Below are 20,318 nucleotides of genomic sequence, written 5' to 3' on the forward strand. Positions count from 1 at the left end.
GATGGAATCCCTGTTTCATCCTTCAACCTCAACGAAGAGACATAAATATGAAACAAAAAATCATAGTTCTGATGTGCGCTTCTGCTTTGTTGAGCAGTTGCCACATCTATAAAACCTACGACCGCCCCGAGGATATCATGACTGCCGGCCTGTACCGCGACACTCTAGCAGCCAACGATACATTGGTTTCGGATACCGCCAACTTCGGTAATCTGCCGTGGAAGGAAGTATTTACCGATCCTCAATTGCAGGGCTATATCGAACAAGCTCTTACAAGCAGCCCCGATATTCTTACTGCCGCTTTGAAGGTTGAAGAGGCAAAAGCTCCGTTACTTGCAGCCAAACTGGCTTTCATACCGTCCTTAACTCTATCCCCCCAGGGAACAGTAAGCAGCTGGGATAAAGGGAAAGCCACACAAACCTACTCGTTACCTGTCACTGCCAGCTGGCAGATAGACTTGTCAGGCCAGCTTCTGAACCTGAAACGCCAGGCCAAGGTTACTTTGGAACAAACAAAGGCATACGAACAGAACACCCGTGTACAGCTCATTGCCAACACCGCAAACTTGTACTACACTCTGTTGATGCTTGACCGCCAGTTACAGATAACCGAAGGGACCGCAGAAATCCTGAAAAAGAATACCGAAACAATGGAAGCCATGAAGGATGCAGGCATCTACAACACCACTGAGGCAGCTGTAGAACAAAGCCGTGCCGCATACGCACAAGTACAGGCTTCACTGCCCGATATCCGTGCCAATATCCGCGAAATAGAGAATTCACTCTGCCTCTTGCTGGGTGAACCGGCGCATGCCATCGAACGCGGTGTTTTGGAAGACCAGAAACTTCCCAGTGAATTTTCCGTAGGTATCCCTCTTCAGTTACTGTCCAATCGACCGGATGTGAAAGCGGCAGAACAGGCTCTGGCAGCTGCATATTACAATACAAACGTAGCACGTTCCAATTTCTATCCGCGGATTACACTCAGTGGATCGGCCGGCTGGACCAACAGTGCAGGGGCAGGAATCGTCAATCCCGGTAAATTATTGGCCAGTGCAATCGCTTCACTCACCCAACCTCTGTTCCAGAACGGAGCCAATATCGCCAAGCTGAAAATAGCCAAGGCACAACAGGAGGAAGCCAAAATTCAATTCCAGACTGCTTTGCTGAACGCTGGAAATGAGGTCAGCAATGCCCTTACCCAATACCAGTCATGTACTGAAAAGGTGACGGCACGCAACATGCAAGTAAATTCATCCAAGAATGCAGCCGATTATACAAAAGAATTGTTTAACTTAGGCACGTCAACTTATCTGGAAGTCTTGTCAGCTGAACAATCTTACCTAAGCGCACAGCTTTCAGAAGTCAGCGATGCATTCAGCCGCATGCAGGCTGTCATCAGTTTGTATCAGGCACTGGGTGGAGGAAGACAATAACCTTTAACATCACAATATTATGATCAGTCCATTAGCTTATGTAGACCCTGCCGCCAAACTCGGCAAAAACGTAACCGTGCAACCGTTTGCTTACATCGAAGCAGATGTGGAAATCGGTGACAACAACATTATCATGTCTGGTGCCCGTATCCTGAACGGTACCCGCATGGGGCATGATAACAAAATTCATCATGGAGCCGTATTGGGAGCCGAGCCACAAGACTTTCAATATACGGGTGAACATACGTTGCTTGTAATCGGAGATAAAAACGACATTCGAGAAAATGTAGTAATCAGCCGCGGTACACACGAAGGACAATGTACAAAAATCGGTAATGAAAATTATCTGATGGATGGAGTACATCTCTGTCATGATGTACAGATAGCCGACCACTGTGTATTGGGTATCAAAACCACCGTTGCCGGTGAATGTCGCATAGACAGTTGCGTTATCCTCAGCAGCAACGTTCTCTTGCAGCAGAATTGTCATATCGGAAGCTGGTCATTGGTACAAAGCGGTTGCCGTATCCCCAAGGATGTCCCACCCTATATTATCATGGCTGGAAATCCCGCTGAATATCATGGTGTGAACGCTATGGTACTCCAACACAAGAACCAAGTAACGGAACGTATCCTACGCCACATCATGAATGCCTACCGACTGGTTTACCAAGGTAACTTCAGCATACAAGATGCCTTACAGAAAATTGAAGACCAAGTTCCGATGAGCGAGGAGATACATAATATCATCAACTTTATCAGAGGCTCACAAGGTATTGTAAAATAAGGTTGTACATATAAAAAAATGGCTGGACTAAAATATCCAGCCATTTTTTTATCTGATTGGGACAACTCACTCAAAATGCAATGTACCGAAAAAGTCGGGACAATGGAAATTGGGCTTAGGCAAATCTATCGGACTCCAAGACAGGAAATGAGGGGTTTGCAACTTGTCTCCACACTTATAAAAATTAGCGCGAACAGATTTCCCTTGAAGCGAAGAAATATGATGAAGGAAAAAGGCCGAGAAAGGTATAACCAAAGCCACTTCCCAACTGCACTCACCAATACGCTCCTCAAATCCGTCCTTTCCTAAAGAAGCCCAACGCGACACCTGGCTTAGCACAGCTTCGGGAGCATGCTGCCGTCCCGTTCGAGAATCTCCCGCACCTATCAACAAAGTACCAACACAATTACACTCCACATTGTAATATACATCATCACCTCCAGGCATCGAGAAAAACTCTACGCAGGCATCCTCCCATACCGGACCATTATCATGCCCTGCTGTAGCACGCACCGAAGCCTCGGTAACTCGATAATGTAAAAGGACAGCCTCATCCGTATAAGCTATCGCAAATTCGACGTTGGGCTGATAGGGATATTCATCCTTCCAATTAACATTCGTAATTGGTTGATAAGCCACATTATTTGCCGCAAAACAAGCCGGAACCTCTTCAGCCTTGTTCACAAGACAATCCAGTCTTTTGACATTCATTTCTTTGGGACTCATAACACATTGATTTCAGATGCAAGAAGCAATGAATTCTTTCATGGCAGGAGTATGTTCTTCCACACTCTGCAACAACTTGAACTGTGCCTTCGTACGTACCAGGTTATGTTCAGGGTACTGTATCTTATAATACGTATCACCGTTGATATAATCGGCCAAGAAGCGTACACACTGCATATAAGGGAACAATGCAGCCGCATAAGGCAGGTTCTCGATTTCAATGGGAAGTAGGAACGATTTGGCTGAATCCAGATATCCCTTGGTAAATGCCTTGAAGATATCCATGTTGAAGTTCACGTTATCAAGATTCTTGTCATCCTCCAAACCTGTATTGGCAGCCGAACGGAGAAAATCGCCATAATCGGAGAATATGAAAGAAGGCATTACCGTATCGAGATCGATAACACAAAGTACAGAGCCATCTTCATCGAACATCATATTGTTCACCTTCGTGTCGCAATGGCATACACGCTTAGGCAGTTTGCCCTCCCGATAAAGGCGTTCTGCCTTACACATTTCTTCTGCCCGACGTTCGATTTCATCCAGATAATACTGAACTTCCTTCACACGGCCCGCAGCATCAGCAGCCACAGCATCATGCAATTGTTTCAAACGGAATTCCATATTATGGAAATCAGGAATTGTTTCTCCCAACTGATCTGGAATATCAGCCAGCATTGCCTGAAAATTACCGAATGCCTGTCCGGCATAGCCCGAATACTCCGGATTTACCGTCTCGTATGTCTTGGCGCGTGGAATGAACACCATGATGCGCCAATAATTCTCACCGTCAAACCAATAGGTCTTGCCATTGTCGGCCGGCAAGAAATGCAATACTTTACGGTCGATTTCCGTTTCGCCTTTTTCTTCCAATTTTTTACGGATATGGCGGGTCACAGCTTCAATATTTGCCTGCAGCATCTCCACATTCTGAAAAATGGCATGATTGATGCGCTGCAGCACATAGTCAGGATTACTGTTTGCTGTAACGACTCTGTAGGTATCATTAATCAAACCCGATCCCAAGGGATTGATTTCACGCACTGTATCCGCCAATTGAAAATGAGATACAATAGATAAAAGGTCTTTCATGATTCAAAAATTTTAATTTACACATAACTTGATGAATGGCCAAAATTAGGCATTTAAACAGATAAAAACGAAAAAACAGAAAGAAAAAAGCGCAAGATTGTATAAAAACTTTCTATATTTGTCTGCAGATCTGTAAAAAGCACTCTTAATGTTAAAAAAATGGCTATCCGTTCATTACTTTTTTGTATATTTTGCATTATAACGACGTACTTTCAGGCGCAAAACATAACATTCAGTAATTTGACCACTGAAGACGGCTTATCGCAGTTTTCGGTCAACAGCCTTTACATCGACGAAAGCGGATTGCTTTGGATTGGTACCCGTGAAGGGTTGAACCGGTATAACGGTACAGACATAAAGACCTACAAGTTGGAGAAAGACAATCCACACAGCCTTTTCAGCAATAGCGTCAATGCAATTACCGGTAACCAGAACGGGAAAATATATCTGTTGTGCAATGATGGAGTGGCCCAACTGGACCTCCACACACAACAATTCAAAACACTGATAGCTGATAACATACAAAGCATATACTATCACAATGGATTGTATATAGCCAAGAATAACGAAATATATATCTATAACGAAAGTACCGGCAACTTCAACCTGTACTACCAATTGGCCGGCAAAAATCCGGAAATATACTGTATGCATTCCGATGGCCGTTATCTATGGATAGGTACCACAAGTGAGGGAGTCTATCGCATGCGGCTGGACAATCACGAATTGTCGCATCCCATTCCAACCGGCAACATTACCAGTATCTATGAAGACAATGAAAAAGAGCTTTGGATAGGAAGTTGGGATGATGGTTTGTACAACATCAAAACTGATGGCAGTATACAGAACTTCAAATACGACGCCAACAATCCATACAGCATTTCTTCCAATTTCGTCAGAGCATGTTGTGAAGACAATTTAGGGAATATCTGGATTGGGACGTTCAATGGATTGAACCAATACAACAAAAAGAACGGGCGTTTCCAAAATCACACAGCCAACAATTACCAGGTAGACGGTCTGACACATTCTTCTGTCTGGTGCATTGTGAAAGACCAGCAAGGCACTTTATGGCTCGGTACCTACTTTGGCGGCGTCAACTATTTCAATCCGGAATATAACATCTATACCGTCTATAACTATTCATCCAATGAAAAAGAAGGATTAAGTGCCCCTGTTGTAGGACGTATTGTAGAAGATAAAGACAATAATTTATGGATAGCGACCGAAGGTGGCGGCCTAAACTACCTTGACCGACATAAAAATGAGTTCCGCCGATACCGTTCGGACAAGAACAATTCCAACACTCTTGCTCACGACAATATCAAAGCCCTTTATTATGATTCGATTCATAACGAAATCTGGATTGGTACTCATTTAGGTGGTCTCGACCGTCTGGATATACGAAACGGACGTTTCACTCATCATCGTATGGAGGAAGGCAATCCAAACACTCTACCTTCCAACATCGTACGCGACATCGAACCATATGGTCACGACAGTTTGGTCATTGCCACCCAAAACGGAGTATGCCTGCTCAGCAAGGCTACAGGCCGATGCCGCCAATTGTTTCAGGACACACAAGAAGGACAGATGATAAAAATGGTGGCCGACATTGAGTTTGACAGAGAAGGCCAGCTTTGGGTTGCAGCCACCGGTGAAGGTGTATACCGGTTCAACTTCAAAGACGGACAATTAAAGAAATACCGCCATTCCAACGATAACCCCAACAGCCTGAGCAACAACAATGTCTACAACATATTATGCGACAAGCAGGGCCATATCTGGTTTTCAACGTCAGGAAGCGGTCTGGATCTTTATCGTCCTGAAACTGATAATTTTCAGAACTTTGACCAGCTGCACAACGGATTGGTAAGCGACTGTATCTATGCCGCACAACAATCCCCCGTCAGCGGCAACCTGTTGCTCATCACCAACCAAGGTCTTTCCATCCTGGACCAGCACACCATGAAAACACGAAATTACAACCGCGACAATGGTTTCCCTTTGTCTTCCATCAACGAAAACGCCTTATGCGTTACAAGTGACGGTGAAATCTTTCTAGGCAGTACCAAAGGGATGGTAGCTTTCCAAGAAACCAGACTGCATTTCCCCAAAAAGCCTTATAACATCATCCTGTCAAAACTCTATGTCAATGGGAAAGAAATAGAAACAGGAGATGAAAGCGGTATCTTGCCACAAGCCTTCCGGTACACTCCCGAAATAACGCTCAAGGCCGGACAATCCATGTTTACCATTGAATTTGCTACCTCCAACTATGTGGCAGCCAATAAAGATGAAATAATCTATCAGCTGAAAGGGTTTTCCAACAAATGGACCGATACACATGCCAGCAATACCATTACCTATACCAACCTCAATCCCGGCACTTACACGCTGATCATTAAAGCCAAGAACCAAACGGACGACATTTGCCCGCCCGTCCAGCTTCGCATTCACATATTGCCTCCATTTTACAAAACCATATGGGCTTACCTGCTCTATACATTGGCAATCGGCAGTCTGTCCTGGTATCTCATCCGCACCTACAAGATGCGCATTAAATTAAGAGAATCACTCAAATACGAGAAAAAACATGCACAGGACATCGAACTGCTCAACCAGTCCAAACTACGTTTTTTCACCAACATCTCCCATGAGTTCCGCACACCGCTCACCATAATCATCTCTCAAATCGAGACACTGCTTCAGACACAGAATTTCACTCCGGTACTCTACAACAAGGTATTGAGCATGTACAAGAACAGCATCCAGTTGCGCGAACTCATCACCGAACTGCTCGACTTCCGCAAGCAGGAGCAGGGGCACATGAAAATTAAAGTCAGCCAGCACAACATCATTGATTTCCTATACGAAAATTACCTGCTGTTTTTGGAGTATGCCCGTACCCGGCAGGTAGAACTGAAATTTCAGAAAGAGACAGAAGACCTGGAAGTCTGGTACGATCAAAAACAAATGCAGAAGGTCGTTAACAATCTGTTATCCAACGCCATCAAGCATACCCGCCCGGAAGATGTCATCACGCTGTCTGTCGGCAGCGAGGACGGGAATGCCATCATCCGTGTAAGCGATACAGGAGACGGCATTGACGCCAAGGAAATCGACAAAATCTTCGACCGTTTCTATCAGGTAGATACCATTACCTCCGAAGGCATCAAGAAATCGTCGGGGACAGGTATCGGACTTGCCCTGACCAAGGGTATCGTTGAATTGCACCATGGCAGCATCCGTGTGGAAAGTACATTGGGGGAAGGGACCTCATTCATCGTTACTCTTCCATTGGGTAACAGTCTGTACAAGGAAGAAGAAATAGACCACCGCAATCCAGTCAGCCAACAGATAGACATTGAGAAACCGGAAATGGACATTCTGCTGAAAAGCGAAATGGAAGAGTATCGGCAGACTTCCCAGGCATCCGGCTCCCACAAAATACTGATTGTAGAAGACAACGACTCCATACGCCAAATGCTGGAAGAAATCTTTTCACCCTTCTATCAAGTAATGACCGCTGCAGATGGAGAGGAGGCATGGGAACAAATCAACAAAGAGCAACCCAACATTGTGGTGAGCGATGTTGTCATGCCCCGCATGTCGGGAACCGAATTGTGCAAACGCATCAAGTCCGACTTCAACACATGCCACATTCCTGTAGTTCTTCTCACTGCCCGTACCGCTATCGAACAAAATATCGAAGGCCTCCGTATCGGTGCAGACGACTACATCACCAAACCCTTCAATACCAGTCTGCTCATTTCGCGATGCAACAATTTGGTGAACTCACGCATCCTGCTGCAAGAGAAATTCAGCAAACAGCCACAAACCACTGCACAGCAACTGGCCACAAACCCTATCGACAAGGACATCCTCGACCGCGCCATGGCTGTCATCGAAAAGTACCTGGACGATGCAGAGTTCAATGTCAACACCTTCGCCCGAGAGATGGGAATGGCCCGTACCAACCTTTTTGCCAAACTGAAAGCCATTACCGGACAGACGCCCAACGAATTCATTCTGACCATCCGCCTCAAAAAGGGCGCTTACATGCTGCGCAACAATCCCGAACTGAACGTTACAGAGATTTCAGACCGCATCGGATTCAGTTCTTCCCGCTATTTCTCCAAATGTTTCAAAGACGTCTACCACATCAGCCCATTGGCCTACCGGAAAGGAGAAGATACCGACACAGACAAGGGTTGCGACAAGGAATGACACTCGAAGACAGAATGTTCCGACAAGATAGTCTGTACCATTCATAACATAAGATGGTATCTCATGTTGCACAAGATGGCATCTCATGCTACACAAGATGGCATCTCATGCTGCTCAAGATGGCATCTTGTGCAAGGTATCCTACAAGGTCGGCAGCCACAACCTGCTACCTAAGTTCCCGAAAAAGGCTTTCATGTACGTTTTTCGACTTTCTTTGAACGATTCCTCACACCCGCATCCCGAAGCAACCTCTATTTTTGCGTGAATTTTAAACCAAACATCAACGCCATGAGGACTTCATTCCACATTTTATTCCTGCTTCCTACAGGATGTACACTGCTGGCAGCATGCGGCCATACTTCCAAACAGTCAAAAGAGACAAGGAGCAATGACAAGCCCAATGTCATCTATCTCATCTCCGACGATTTGGGAATCGGTGACTTGAGTTGTTATGGTGCCACTCAAATCAGTACCCCCAACCTTGATCGTCTCGCCGGCCAGGGACTGCAGTTCACCAACGCATACGCCACATCATCGACCAGTACTCCCTCACGCTTCGGCCTGCTTACGGGCATGTACCCTTGGCGACAGAAAAATACGGGTATCGCTCCCGGCAATTCTGAACTTATCATCGACACCGCCTGTGTTACAATGGCCGATATGTTCCAGGCAAAGGGGTACGCTACGGCCGCCATCGGGAAATGGCATTTGGGGCTGGGTCCCAAAGGAGGGACCAACTTCAATGGCCTCATCAAGCCCAATACGCAGGACATCGGTTTCGGATACGAATACATCATACCCGCTACTGTCGACCGCGTTCCCTGTGTCTTCGTGGAAAACGGCCATGTAGACGGTCTCGACCCGAACGACCCGATTACTGTAAGCTATGAACACAAGGTAGGCAACTGGCCCACCGGAGAAGAAAATCCGGAGCTGGTCAAACTGAAACCCAGCCAAGGGCACAACAACACCATCATCAATGGCATTCCCCGCATCGGATGGATGACAGGCGGCAAATCGGCGCTATGGGTGGACGAGAACATTGCGGATGTCATCACAGACAAAGCCAAGAACTTCATTATTGACCACAAGGACCAACCTTTTTTCCTCTATATGGGAACCCAAGACATACATGTTCCGCGTGTACCCCATCCCCGTTTTGCGGGTAAGAGCGGACTGGGCACCCGTGGTGATGTCATCCTTCAGCTGGACTGGACAGTGGGAGAAATCATGCACACGCTCGACAGCCTGGGTATTGCCGACAACACCCTCTTCGTATTCTGCAGTGACAACGGCCCCGTCATCGACGACGGCTATCAGGACCAAGCCCGCGAATTGCTGAACGGCCACACACCGATGAAGCACTACCGTGGCGGCAAATACAGCGCCTACGAGGCCGGAACGCGCATTCCCTTCATTGTACGTTGGCCGGCCGCCATCCAGCCGGGCAAACAACAGGCATTGTTCTCCATGATTGATGTCTATGCTTCATTGGCCAATCTCTTGGACTATAAGTTACCTGCCGGAGCCGCCCCCGACAGCCGCAATCAGCTTGCGACATTCTTGGGTAAAGATACTGCCGGATGCGAATACGTAGTCCAACAAAATTTGAACAATACCCTCTCCATCATTCAAGGCAATTGGAAATATATAGAACCCAGCGACCAGCCTGCCATCGAGTTTTGGACAAAAATGGAATTGGGAAATTCCCGCGAGGCACAGCTGTACAATCTGGCAGAAGATCCTTCCGAAAAGAACAATGTCTTCAAGGACAATTCACAGAAAGCCGAACAGCTGGCGAAATTGCTGGAGGGGATAAAAGGAGGACATAAATAATCCAAGAATCCCCCTTCAATACCCTACAAGGGACATTTGTACGGAATTGTACCATTTGTGAACGATATAAGCATTCCATAAAAGGAGATGCAAACTAATTTTGCGATATAAAAACTTATTTAAAACAGCATTAATTACCTTAAAATGACATCATCATGAAAAAACGAAGTAGTTAGATCCTTGCATTCTCTTCCGATTGATAGCAAACTATCAATCGCATCATCATTATTGATGCCCAGTTTTATATTCACTTGAACAAAACGTTGTTAAACATGGAAGCTATTTTAATATTATGAGACGATTTTATTTCAAAAAGAAAATGGCCTTTTGGCTATTGTTCACGTTATTCTCTGTGATAACAGGAACAGTTTCTGCCCAACAACAAACTATAAAAGGGCAAGTTTCAGATGAAATGGGACCTATTATCGGTGCCAACGTTCTGGTAAAAGGAACGACCATTGGTGTAATTACCGACTTAGATGGTAATTTCACCATCACTGTCCCAGACAAAGAAACGAGTGTTTTACAGATTTCATTTATCGGTTATGCTACCGAAGAAATCCCTGTTAAAGGAAAGACATTCATTACCGTCAAAATGAGTGAAGACAGCAACATGCTGGGAGAAGTCACGGTTGTTGCGTACGGTGTGCAAAAGAAAGAGACATTAACAGGTGCCATCTCTTCTGTGAAAACTGATGCTTTGCTGGCGTCACCGAATGCAAGTGTTGCCAACTCCTTGTCCGGTAAGATTCCAGGACTCGCTTCAGTACAATCCAGCGGACAACCTGGAGCCGAAGACCCCAAAATCTTTATCCGTGGTGCCGGAGCTCTGACTGAATCCGGTTCAGCTCCTTTAATTCTTGTGGATGGTGTAGAACGTAGTTTCTTCCAGATGGACCCCAATGAAATAGCAGACGTAACCGTATTGAAAGACGCTTCTGCTACTGCCGTATTTGGTGTTCGAGGTGCCAACGGCGTAATTCTTGTAACGACTCGCCGTGGTGAAAAAGGCAAGACTAAAGTTTCTTTATCTTCTTCAGTCGGTATCCAGACTCCCACACGTATGTTACATAATGCAGACAGTTATACTTATGCCACCTTATTCAGAGAGCGTGAGAAGAATGACGGACGAGATCCCGACCGTTACTTCACCGAATACGACCTGGAGCGCTTCCGTTTAGGTGACGAACCGCAGATGTACCCAAGTATGGACTGGCGTGAATACATGCTGAAAAATTCCGCTGTACAGACACAGCATAACTTGAACATTTCAGGAGGAACAGACAATATCCGCTATTTTATCTCAGCAGGATATCTCTTCCAAGACGGCTTGTTCAAGGATTTCGGCAATGGTTCTGAAGGCTACAACTATAACCGTTTCAATTACCGAAGCAATCTCGACATTGATTTAAGCAAGAGTACTACTTTAAAAGTTGGAATAGGTGGTGTTGTAGGAGATAGAAAGCAATCTGCTGTAAGCGAACAAGACATTTGGAGAACAATCAACAACAGCCAACCATTTAGTAGTCCCGGTGTCATAGATGGGAAATATGTAGTTATTGACAATCGATATGGTGATATTGTGAATAATAACCCTGTAGGTGCCATATACAATAGAGGCCACATGAGTTACATCACAAATACACTAAACATGGATTTGCATCTGGTTCAAAAATTGGATTTTCTTACCAAAGGACTTTCTGCAGAAGTAAAGGGTGCTTATAATACCAGCTATAATTTCAACAAGGGTATGGTAAAACAGGCTAGCCAATTAAGAACCTACCATGCCTACTACCAATCAGAGATGGAGAACCCTGAAATGCTTCCCACTGATCCTAATTATAACAAAGAGATTGTATACCTTGTAACCGGCGATGAAGAAAAACCTACATATAGCGAAAGTACAGGCCGAAGCCGTGACTGGTATTTTGAGGCCAGCCTCCGATATGCCCGTAAGTTTGGAGACCATAATGTAACAGGATTATTACTGTATAATCAAAGTAAAAAATACTATCCCAGCCAATACAGTTTCATACCGACAGCTTATGTTGGTTTGGTAGGCCGTATTACATACGATTACAAGTCCCGTTATTTAGCTGAATTCAATATTGGTTATAACGGATCCGAGAACTTCTCTCCTGAAAAACGTTTCGGAACCTTCCCGGCCGTTTCATTAGGTTATATCCTTTCCGAAGAGAAGTTTATGAAAAACATAAAGTTCCTCGATTTCTTAAAATTCAGAGCAACATTAGGTCTGGTTGGTAACGACAACATGAGTAGTAACCGTTTCCTTTATTTGCCCGATACATATGATGTAGACAAAACTGGATTGGATGGGACATGGGGAAACAACCAATGGGGCTATAATTTTGGAAAAGACAATACGACCATTATTCCTGGAGCTCTGGAAAACAGACTTGGTAACCGCAACGTTACATGGGAAACATCATTAAAGCAAAATTATGGTATCGATTTAAAGTTCCTGAACAACCGCATGAAGGTTACATTCGATTACTTCATTGAAAACCGAAAAGATATTTTGATTGCCCGTAAGACAATACCGGCAATTACAGCCTTTACTTCATCACTATTGCCTGTTGTCAACATGGGTGAGGTAGAAAATAAAGGTTATGAAGTTGAAATCGGGTGGAACGACCGTATCGGTGAGGACCTGCATTACTACATCAATGCAAACGTGTCATACGCCAAAAATAAAATCATCTATCAGGATGAAGTAGAACCAAACGAGCCTTACTTATGGCGTACTGGAAAACAAGTGGGAGCTGTATTCGGATACGTAAGTGACGGCTTCTATAATGATGAAGATTTTGATATCACTACCGACAGTAAAGGAAACAAAGTCTATAACTTAAAAGAAGGTATGCCTGTTCCTCAGCTCAACCCACTCCCCGGTGATGTCAAATTCAAAGATTTGAATAATGATGGCCGGGTCGATACCGATGACCAATGTGAAATCGGATTCTCATCACGTCCGAACTACACATTCGGTCTGAATTATGGACTGGACTATAAAGGATTGTATTTCTCCATGAACTGGACAGGTACAGCCGAACGTTCCGTTATCCTTTCTCAGCAATTTAGCGATCCTTTCAATGGAACCTTGATGCAATATCAGACCGAAGGAATCTGGAGACCAGAAACTGCTGAAACAGCCACAGCTCCACGCCTCTCCAAAGATCATGCAGACTATAATTATAGCCAATCCGACCTATGGGTGAGAAACGGTTCTTATTTAAAATTGAAAAACCTGACAGTTGGATATAACTTTACCAACAAGCCGGCCCTCAAAAAAATTGGTATCAGCCAGCTGGGTATCAAGTTCACAGGATACAATTTATTAACTTTCGACCATTTGAAGATTATGGACCCCGAGTCCAATCCAGACTGGTACAACGACCGCTATCCTGTTGTAAAAATCTACAATATAGGTTTGGACATCACTTTCTAAAATCAGTACAACAAATTACTAAAAGAAACTTTTATGAAAAAATATATCAGTAGCCTATTTCTGTGTTCGTCATTACTGATAGCCGGATGCGACGATTTCAAGTTCGGAAATGCTTTTCTCGAAAAGCCTTTGAGTGATGAAATGAACATTGATAGCGTATATGCCCATAAAGTATATGCCGAACAAGCATTAGCACAAGTTTACCACACTTTACCAGACTTCCAACCCCATGAGAACAGATTGTCTTGGGGTATATTGGAGTCTTTGACCGATTTGGCAGATATGACCAAAGGTGGTGGAAACGGATATCACAAAGGAACGATTTCTGCAGCCGATCCAGGCGGAGGCCCTTATCAGTTGCTGTACAATACAACAGACGGTGCCTTTTCTGCAACATGGGGTATTCGTAAGGCCTACTTGTTTTTAGAGAATGTAGACCGGGTTCCGGATATGACAGAAGAAGAAAAACGTATCCGCAAGGGTGAAGCCAAAGCAATCATTGCCTTTCATTACGCACAAATGTTCCGTTATCTGGGAGGTATGCCATGGATTGACAAAGCATATACTCCTGAAGAAGAAATGAAATTCACACGCTTGACTGTTGAAGAAATGGTCAACAAAGTATGTGCCTTGATTGACGAAGCTGCAGAAATGCTCCCCTGGAGCGTAGATGAACTGGAAGACGGCCGTATGACCAAAGCTGGTATGATGGCATTGAAGGTACGTTTTCTTTTGTTTGCAGCCAGTCCTCTCTTCAATAGCGACAAACCTTTCAGAGCAGGCGAAGCTAGCGATCTTCACTACACCTGGTGGGGAAATTACGATAAGCAACGTTGGCAAGCAGCACTGGATGCCGGACTTGCTTTCCTGCGCGAAAATCAAAAGAATGGTGATTTCTATAAATTAGTAGATACAGGAAATCCCCGTCAGGACTTTTGGGATGGATATTTCACACGCGCCAATCGGGAGATTCTGATTTGCAGTCATCGATTCACGAAATGGAATGTCAACGGAAAAGCCGTATCACAAATCAGATATGGAGCCGGACAACCGACATTGAATTATATCAATATGTTCCAAATGAAGGATGGATCTGAATTCAACTGGGACAATCCAGTTCACAAAAAGTATCCGTTCTTTGATCAAGACGGTAACATGGTTCGTGACCCGCGCTTATATGAAACTGTCATAGTAAACCAAGACAAAATGTTAGGCCGAAAAGCAGAAATCTATTGGGGTGGACGCGATGCGCCGAACCGTATGGGCGGTAAAGGAAATGGAGACTGGATCTGGAACAATTATGCCATTACAGGATATGCAGTCCGTAAACATACCCAAGACTTACGACAGGATGTTCAGAATAAATTCTATGAATGCCCATTATTAAGACTGCCGGAAGTATATTTGAGCATTGCCGAAGCAATGAATGAATTAGGGATAGCCGAGCAAAAGGACGAATTCGGAAGAAATGCATACGATTATATTAATCTGGTTCGTGACAGAGTTGAAATGTGGGGGTATACTCCTGAGATGGTCGCTCCGGGCGTTGACTTACGTGAAACGATTCTTCGCGAACGCGCATTGGAATTTGGATTCGAAGAAGTACGATATTTCGATATCAACAGATGGAAACATAAAGACTATCTGGATGTCGAACTATATACACTCGACACCTGGAAAGAAGATGACGGATCATTCCGACATGAACCGACACAATTCTTCCCCAACAAACGTGTATGGGTAGAACGTTGGGATGACAAGTATTACTTAGTACCGCTACCATTGGAAGAGATTAATAAAAAATATGGTTTGGTACAGAATCCTGGATGGGAATAATCAATTCTTAATCAAATTAATTTAGAACGATGAAAAGGAAAAATATATTCATGTTCAGTTTGGCTTGGTTACTTTCATGTTCTGCAGTAGCACAAGCACAACAAACAATTACAGGCATTATTCAAGATGCTAATGGTACCCCTGTCAAAGGTGTAGCCGTTTGTACAGTAGACACACCCAACAATAAGGCCATTACTGATGAAAACGGTGTATTTACCCTCAAAGCAGAAAAGGGTGACTATATCGAGGTGAATTACGCCGATGGTAAATCAAGACGTTTGTGGATTTCTGACAACTCCATGAAAATCAGTTTGACTGATATGGATTTTGTAACTGAAAACCAAGGAACGTCCTATACAGAACGTAACAAGAGTCAATCCTTCACAACAATTTCAGGAGATGAACTGAGAAAGAATTCGACCCACAACCTTACCAATGCCTTGAACGCAATGTTCCCAGGACTTCTTGTAAAGCAAAATACTGGATGGACAGACAATGCTTCTCTGACCATCCGTGGTGGAGGAGCCTTCAGTGGAACAGAACCTTTGGTATTGGTTGACGGCGTTCCCCGTGATTTGCAATATGTCAATATGGAGGAAATTGAAAGCATCACCATATTAAAAGACGGAGCTGCAACAGCTCTTTGGGGGTTACGCGGTTCTAATGGAGTCATTAACGTCAAAACCAAACGTGGACAATACAATTCAAGGGAATTCAACGTCAACTATACCTTCGGTATGGGAATGCCTATCAACCAGCCCGAATTCGTTGACGGTTATACTTACGCTCAAATGAAGAATGAAGCATTGTATTACGATGGACTTCCTCTTCAATATGATGACAAGGCACTGGAGGCTTTCAAAAATGGAAGCCAACCCGATTTATATGCCAATACCGATTGGTTGGGTGAAGCGTTACGCAATCATACAACCAACCATCAGCTGAATTTATCTTTCCGGGGAGGTAGCAAGTCTGTTCGTTATTATGCCTTGATTAATTATAAAAACGACCAAGGTATTTTGGACAAACAGCTCACAAGCATGTCCGATCGATACGATGCGCAAATGAAGAAATACGATTTGAACGCACGTATCAATTTGGATATTGACATAACCAATACAACAACGGCCACCTTATCTATGTTTGGTTTACTCCGAGAAGAGAACCGTCCAAGAACCGGTGAAACAGACATGTTTGGCTACTTATATGATACTCCGGCTGCCGCATATCCCGTAAAAACCACATCGGGCAAATGGGGAGGAAGTACATTATTCCCTCACAACCCCATTGCAGAAATTGCAGATATAGGATATTTCAGAACAGACCGACGTCTGCTTCAATCCAATTTGCGTATCAATCAAGATTTGTCTATGCTCACCAAAGGTTTGAGTGCCAGTCTCTCGATTGCATACGACAATGATGCAGTATTCCAAGAAACAGGTACACAAAAATATGAATATGAACAAAACTATCTGGTCTTGAATCCTGAAACCGGAAACTATGAAGTTGTAACAGAGGTGAAAGGTGAAGATGAAGCGTTGTCTATCAGCAACGGAGGGCTTAACAGCCAATACATGCGTACTGTTATTGAAGGCAATGTAGCCTATAATCGTTCATTCGGAAAGCATTCGATCAGTGGTTTGGCACAATATTGGCAGCAATCATACGTTCCCAAAGGAAGAAATGCCTCCAAATACCGTCAATCCTATATGTTTGCAGCAGGTTATAATTATGCTGACAGATATGGAATTGACATACTTGTGAACCGGATGGGTACAAGTGTACTGTCAAAAAATGACAAATATAGAACATATCCTGCTGTTTCTGCTTCATGGACTGTTTCCGAAGAAGCTTTCATGAAGAATCAAGATATTGTTGATTTCTTGAAATTACGTGCTTCATGGGGACGTTCGGGTAATGACAACATCGGTTACGACCTCGACAAACGATTCTGGGTAGGTGGAGGAAGTTACCAATTTGGTATCACTCCCCAAGGTACCCCGGGTTTGATTGCAGGAGCACTTGCTATTGAAGATTTGGACATTGAGATGGCAGATAAATACAATGTAGGTTTGGACTTGCAAATGTTGGACAAACGTTTGTCAATGGCAGCAGACTTCTATATGGACAAACGTAGAAACATGCTTGTAAACGCGACATCACTTTATTCTGATGTTATAGGAACCGGAATTCCTCAGCAATGTATTGGAGCTATAGATACCAAAGGACTTGAGTTGTCCTTGTCATGGAAAGACAAGATAGGTAACGATTTTACCTACTATGTGGGAGGCAATTTCTCAAAAATGAGAACAGAAATTATAGAAAATGGCGAGGGATATCAACCGTATGAATGGCTATACAAGAAAGGTGACCGTCTGGGACAGAACTACGGTCTCGAAGCTATCGGATATTTCAATGATTGGGATGAAATCGAAAACAGCCCCAAACAAATGTTCTCGGATGTACGTCCTGGTGATATCAAATATAAAGATCAGAATGGTGACAAGAAGATTGACGAATGGGATGTAGTTGCAATAGGACATTCCACAACACCAGGTTTCTACTACGGCCTCAATTTAGGATTTGAATACAAAGGCTTTGGAGTAGACATGGTATTCCAAGGCATAGGACAAGTAAGCAGAATGTTGGCTTCAGACGACTCCAAAACATCTACAAGCGTATATTGGGCTTTGCGAAATGGTACCAACAATTTATCTACATGGTACACTGAAGATAATATCCGGTGGACAGAAAACACTAAAGCTACAGCCAATCTGCCAAGATTGACAACATTGAATAATGCTAACAATTTTCAAAATAGTACTCAATGGTTGGCTGACGGATCGTATTTCAAATTACGCAACCTGAATGTTTATTATAATTTGCCTAAAAAAATAACCAACGCAATGAGAGTTAACAATTGCCAAGTTTATGTTAGAGGAAACAACTTATTCTCATTAGACCATATTGCCTACTCAAATTGCGAAGATTTGTCTGTCAACTACCCGGATTTGATGTCCGTCTATTTCGGTGTAAACGTAAACTTCTAAAGAAACACATTATGAAAATAAAGAAATATTATATTGGCATACTCGCAGCTGCAACACTCAGCAGCTGCAACTTCCTGGATTTTGATGAATCACAGGGAATCACTCAAGAAGATGCTTATGCTGCTTTTGACAATATAAAATCGTTGTCTACAGCAATCTATCGGAAACTTCCATCTGATTTTGGAAGTATTGGCAGCGCATTGCGCGAATCGGCTACAGACAACGCCATGTATACACTGAACAGCAATGCTGTTTATGATATCTATAATGATAAATGGAGTCCCATCAACCAGATTGACAATCAATGGGGGGGATATTATGAACTCATTCATGATGCCAATATGTTCTTGGAAGACTATTCTGAAGAAGCCCTTGAAATATTCAAATGGGACAAGAACTATGAAGATGAACTTAAGAAGGCCCGCATGTCTTTGAAAGAAGTAAAAGTATTACGTGCTCTATACCACTTCGAATTGGCCAAACGCTATGGAGATATTCCGCTGGTGCTCCAGACATATTCATTAAATGAGATTAACTCTATTGAGAAATCCTCTTTCAAAGATGTCATAGACTACATCGACAAAGAATGTGCAACGTTAGCTCCAGAACTGCCCTTATCGTTTGTAGACTTTATCGGACAGGAAGTAGGACGTGTAAACCGTGGTGCTGCTTATGCCATCCGTTCTCGCGCTTTACTATATGCAGCCAGTCCATTGTTCAACAAAAACAATGATCCTGCCCTTTGGGAAAAGGCTGCTGACGCTGCATACGATGTAATAAATTTGGGAGTTTATTCACTGGAAAAGATAGACAAGGATCCATTATGGAACAAAAGTGGAAATGACGTCTTGACTTCCAAGCAATTGATTTTTGAGACCAGAACTTCTGAAAACAATTCATTTGAAATGAATAATTTCCCTGTTGGAGGTTTCGGAGAAGTATCATTGGGAAGAAATGTTCCAACCCAGAATCTTGTAGACGAATACGAGATGAAAGATGGTAGTTCCTTCGATTGGAACAACCCTGAACATGTCGCAAACATGTATTATGATCAGGATGGAAAACCGACCAGAGATCCTCGTTTCTACAAAACAATTCTATGCAACGGCTATACCTTCAAAAAAATCAAGCTGGAAACTTTTGAAGGAGGTAAAAACGGATATCCACTTGAAGGAGCCACCACAACAGGATATTATCTAAAGAAAATGATTGATGAAAGTGTATCGATCGATCCTATTAAGCCTGTAAAGAAACCTCATCACTATCCCGCATTCCGATATGCAGAAATTCTACTGAACTATGCAGAAGCTATGAACGAATGGAAGAACCCTGATTATACAGACAATGAGCACCCCTTGTCTGCACGGGAAGCTCTGAACCAGGTACGCAGTGCTGCCAATATGCCACCGGTTGTAGCTAACGGACAAGACGAATTCCGTGAAAAGGTTCACAAAGAACGTCGCATAGAGTTGGCATTTGAAGACCACAGATTCTGGGATATTCGTCGCTGGCAGCAAGGCGAACTTGTAAAAGATATCTACGGAGTGAAGATTCTGAATAATAACGGAACATTGTCATACGAGAAAGTTAAAGTTCAGGAACGTGTTTGGGACAACAAGATGTATCTTTATCCGATTCCCCAAAATGAGATTTTTGTGAATCCGAATTTAACCCAGAATCCTGGATGGTAAAATCGGAATGACATAACGCCACACCAATATAGATATATTGGATATTCTTCTAACCTCAAAACGAACTGCTGGGATAGAAATCATATCTATCTCAGCAGTTTAAGCTTATACCCAAAGAAGACCGTCAAAGCCATGATATCAAATTCCAGTCCAAAATTTCTTCCT

At 43.6% G+C, this 20,318-nt stretch carries 10 protein-coding genes; 8 read left to right on the plus strand and 2 right to left on the minus strand.

The genetic code is table 11. The annotated features are described in order from the left end of the window. The first annotated feature begins 47 nt into the window (after positions 1 to 47). Both RDO88_RS01170 and lpxA read left to right on the plus strand, forming a co-directional pair. A complete protein-coding gene (locus RDO88_RS01170; RefSeq protein WP_307757605.1) occupies positions 48 to 1,436 on the plus strand; it encodes an efflux transporter outer membrane subunit in 1,389 nt (462 codons plus the stop codon). A 19-nt stretch (positions 1,437 to 1,455) separates the two neighbouring features. After that, positions 1,456 to 2,223 carry an acyl-ACP--UDP-N-acetylglucosamine O-acyltransferase gene (lpxA, locus tag RDO88_RS01175; protein ID WP_307757606.1) on the plus strand — a complete coding sequence of 256 codons (768 nt, stop codon included), beginning with the start codon at positions 1,456 to 1,458 and terminating at the stop codon, positions 2,221 to 2,223. 66 nt (positions 2,224 to 2,289) lie between these two features. On the opposite strand, the gene RDO88_RS01180 is transcribed toward lpxA, so the two are convergent. Beyond that, positions 2,290 to 2,949, minus strand: a complete 660-nt coding sequence (locus RDO88_RS01180) for a carbohydrate-binding family 9-like protein (protein ID WP_307757607.1) — start codon at positions 2,947 to 2,949, stop codon at positions 2,290 to 2,292. Between the two features lie 12 nt (positions 2,950 to 2,961). After that, positions 2,962 to 4,041 carry a phosphotransferase gene (locus RDO88_RS01185; RefSeq protein ID WP_307757608.1) on the minus strand — a complete coding sequence of 360 codons (1,080 nt, stop codon included), beginning with the start codon at positions 4,039 to 4,041 and terminating at the stop codon, positions 2,962 to 2,964. A 159-nt stretch (positions 4,042 to 4,200) separates the two neighbouring features. On the opposite strand from RDO88_RS01185, the gene RDO88_RS01190 reads away from it, so the two are divergent. The 6 genes from RDO88_RS01190 (at position 4,201) to RDO88_RS01215 (ending at position 20,153) form a co-directional block, all read left to right on the plus strand. Continuing rightward, a complete protein-coding gene (locus RDO88_RS01190) occupies positions 4,201 to 8,271 on the plus strand; it encodes a two-component regulator propeller domain-containing protein (RefSeq protein WP_307757609.1) in 4,071 nt (1,356 codons plus the stop codon). Positions 8,272 to 8,559: 288 nt separating this feature from the next. Next, positions 8,560 to 10,107: a sulfatase-like hydrolase/transferase gene (locus RDO88_RS01195; protein ID WP_307757610.1), complete on the plus strand. Its 1,548-nt coding sequence runs from the start codon at positions 8,560 to 8,562 to the stop codon at positions 10,105 to 10,107. Positions 10,108 to 10,426: 319 nt separating this feature from the next. Then, on the plus strand, positions 10,427 to 13,576 hold the full coding sequence (locus RDO88_RS01200) for a SusC/RagA family TonB-linked outer membrane protein (RefSeq protein WP_307757635.1): 3,150 nt from the start codon (positions 10,427 to 10,429) through the stop codon (positions 13,574 to 13,576). Positions 13,577 to 13,609: 33 nt separating this feature from the next. After that, entirely contained in the window at positions 13,610 to 15,412 is a 1,803-nt protein-coding gene (locus RDO88_RS01205) for a RagB/SusD family nutrient uptake outer membrane protein (RefSeq protein ID WP_307757611.1), read from the plus strand. A gap of 29 nt (positions 15,413 to 15,441) precedes the next feature. Beyond that, on the plus strand, positions 15,442 to 18,462 hold the full coding sequence (locus tag RDO88_RS01210) for a SusC/RagA family TonB-linked outer membrane protein (RefSeq protein WP_307757612.1): 3,021 nt from the start codon (positions 15,442 to 15,444) through the stop codon (positions 18,460 to 18,462). Positions 18,463 to 18,473: 11 nt separating this feature from the next. Beyond that, complete coding sequence (locus tag RDO88_RS01215) at positions 18,474 to 20,153, plus strand: RagB/SusD family nutrient uptake outer membrane protein (protein WP_307757613.1); 1,680 nt, start codon at positions 18,474 to 18,476, stop codon at positions 20,151 to 20,153. Positions 20,154 to 20,318: the final 165 nt, after the last annotated feature.

Source organism: uncultured Mediterranea sp. (genome assembly GCF_902493215.1).
Lineage (GTDB): Bacteria > Bacteroidota > Bacteroidia > Bacteroidales > Bacteroidaceae > Bacteroides.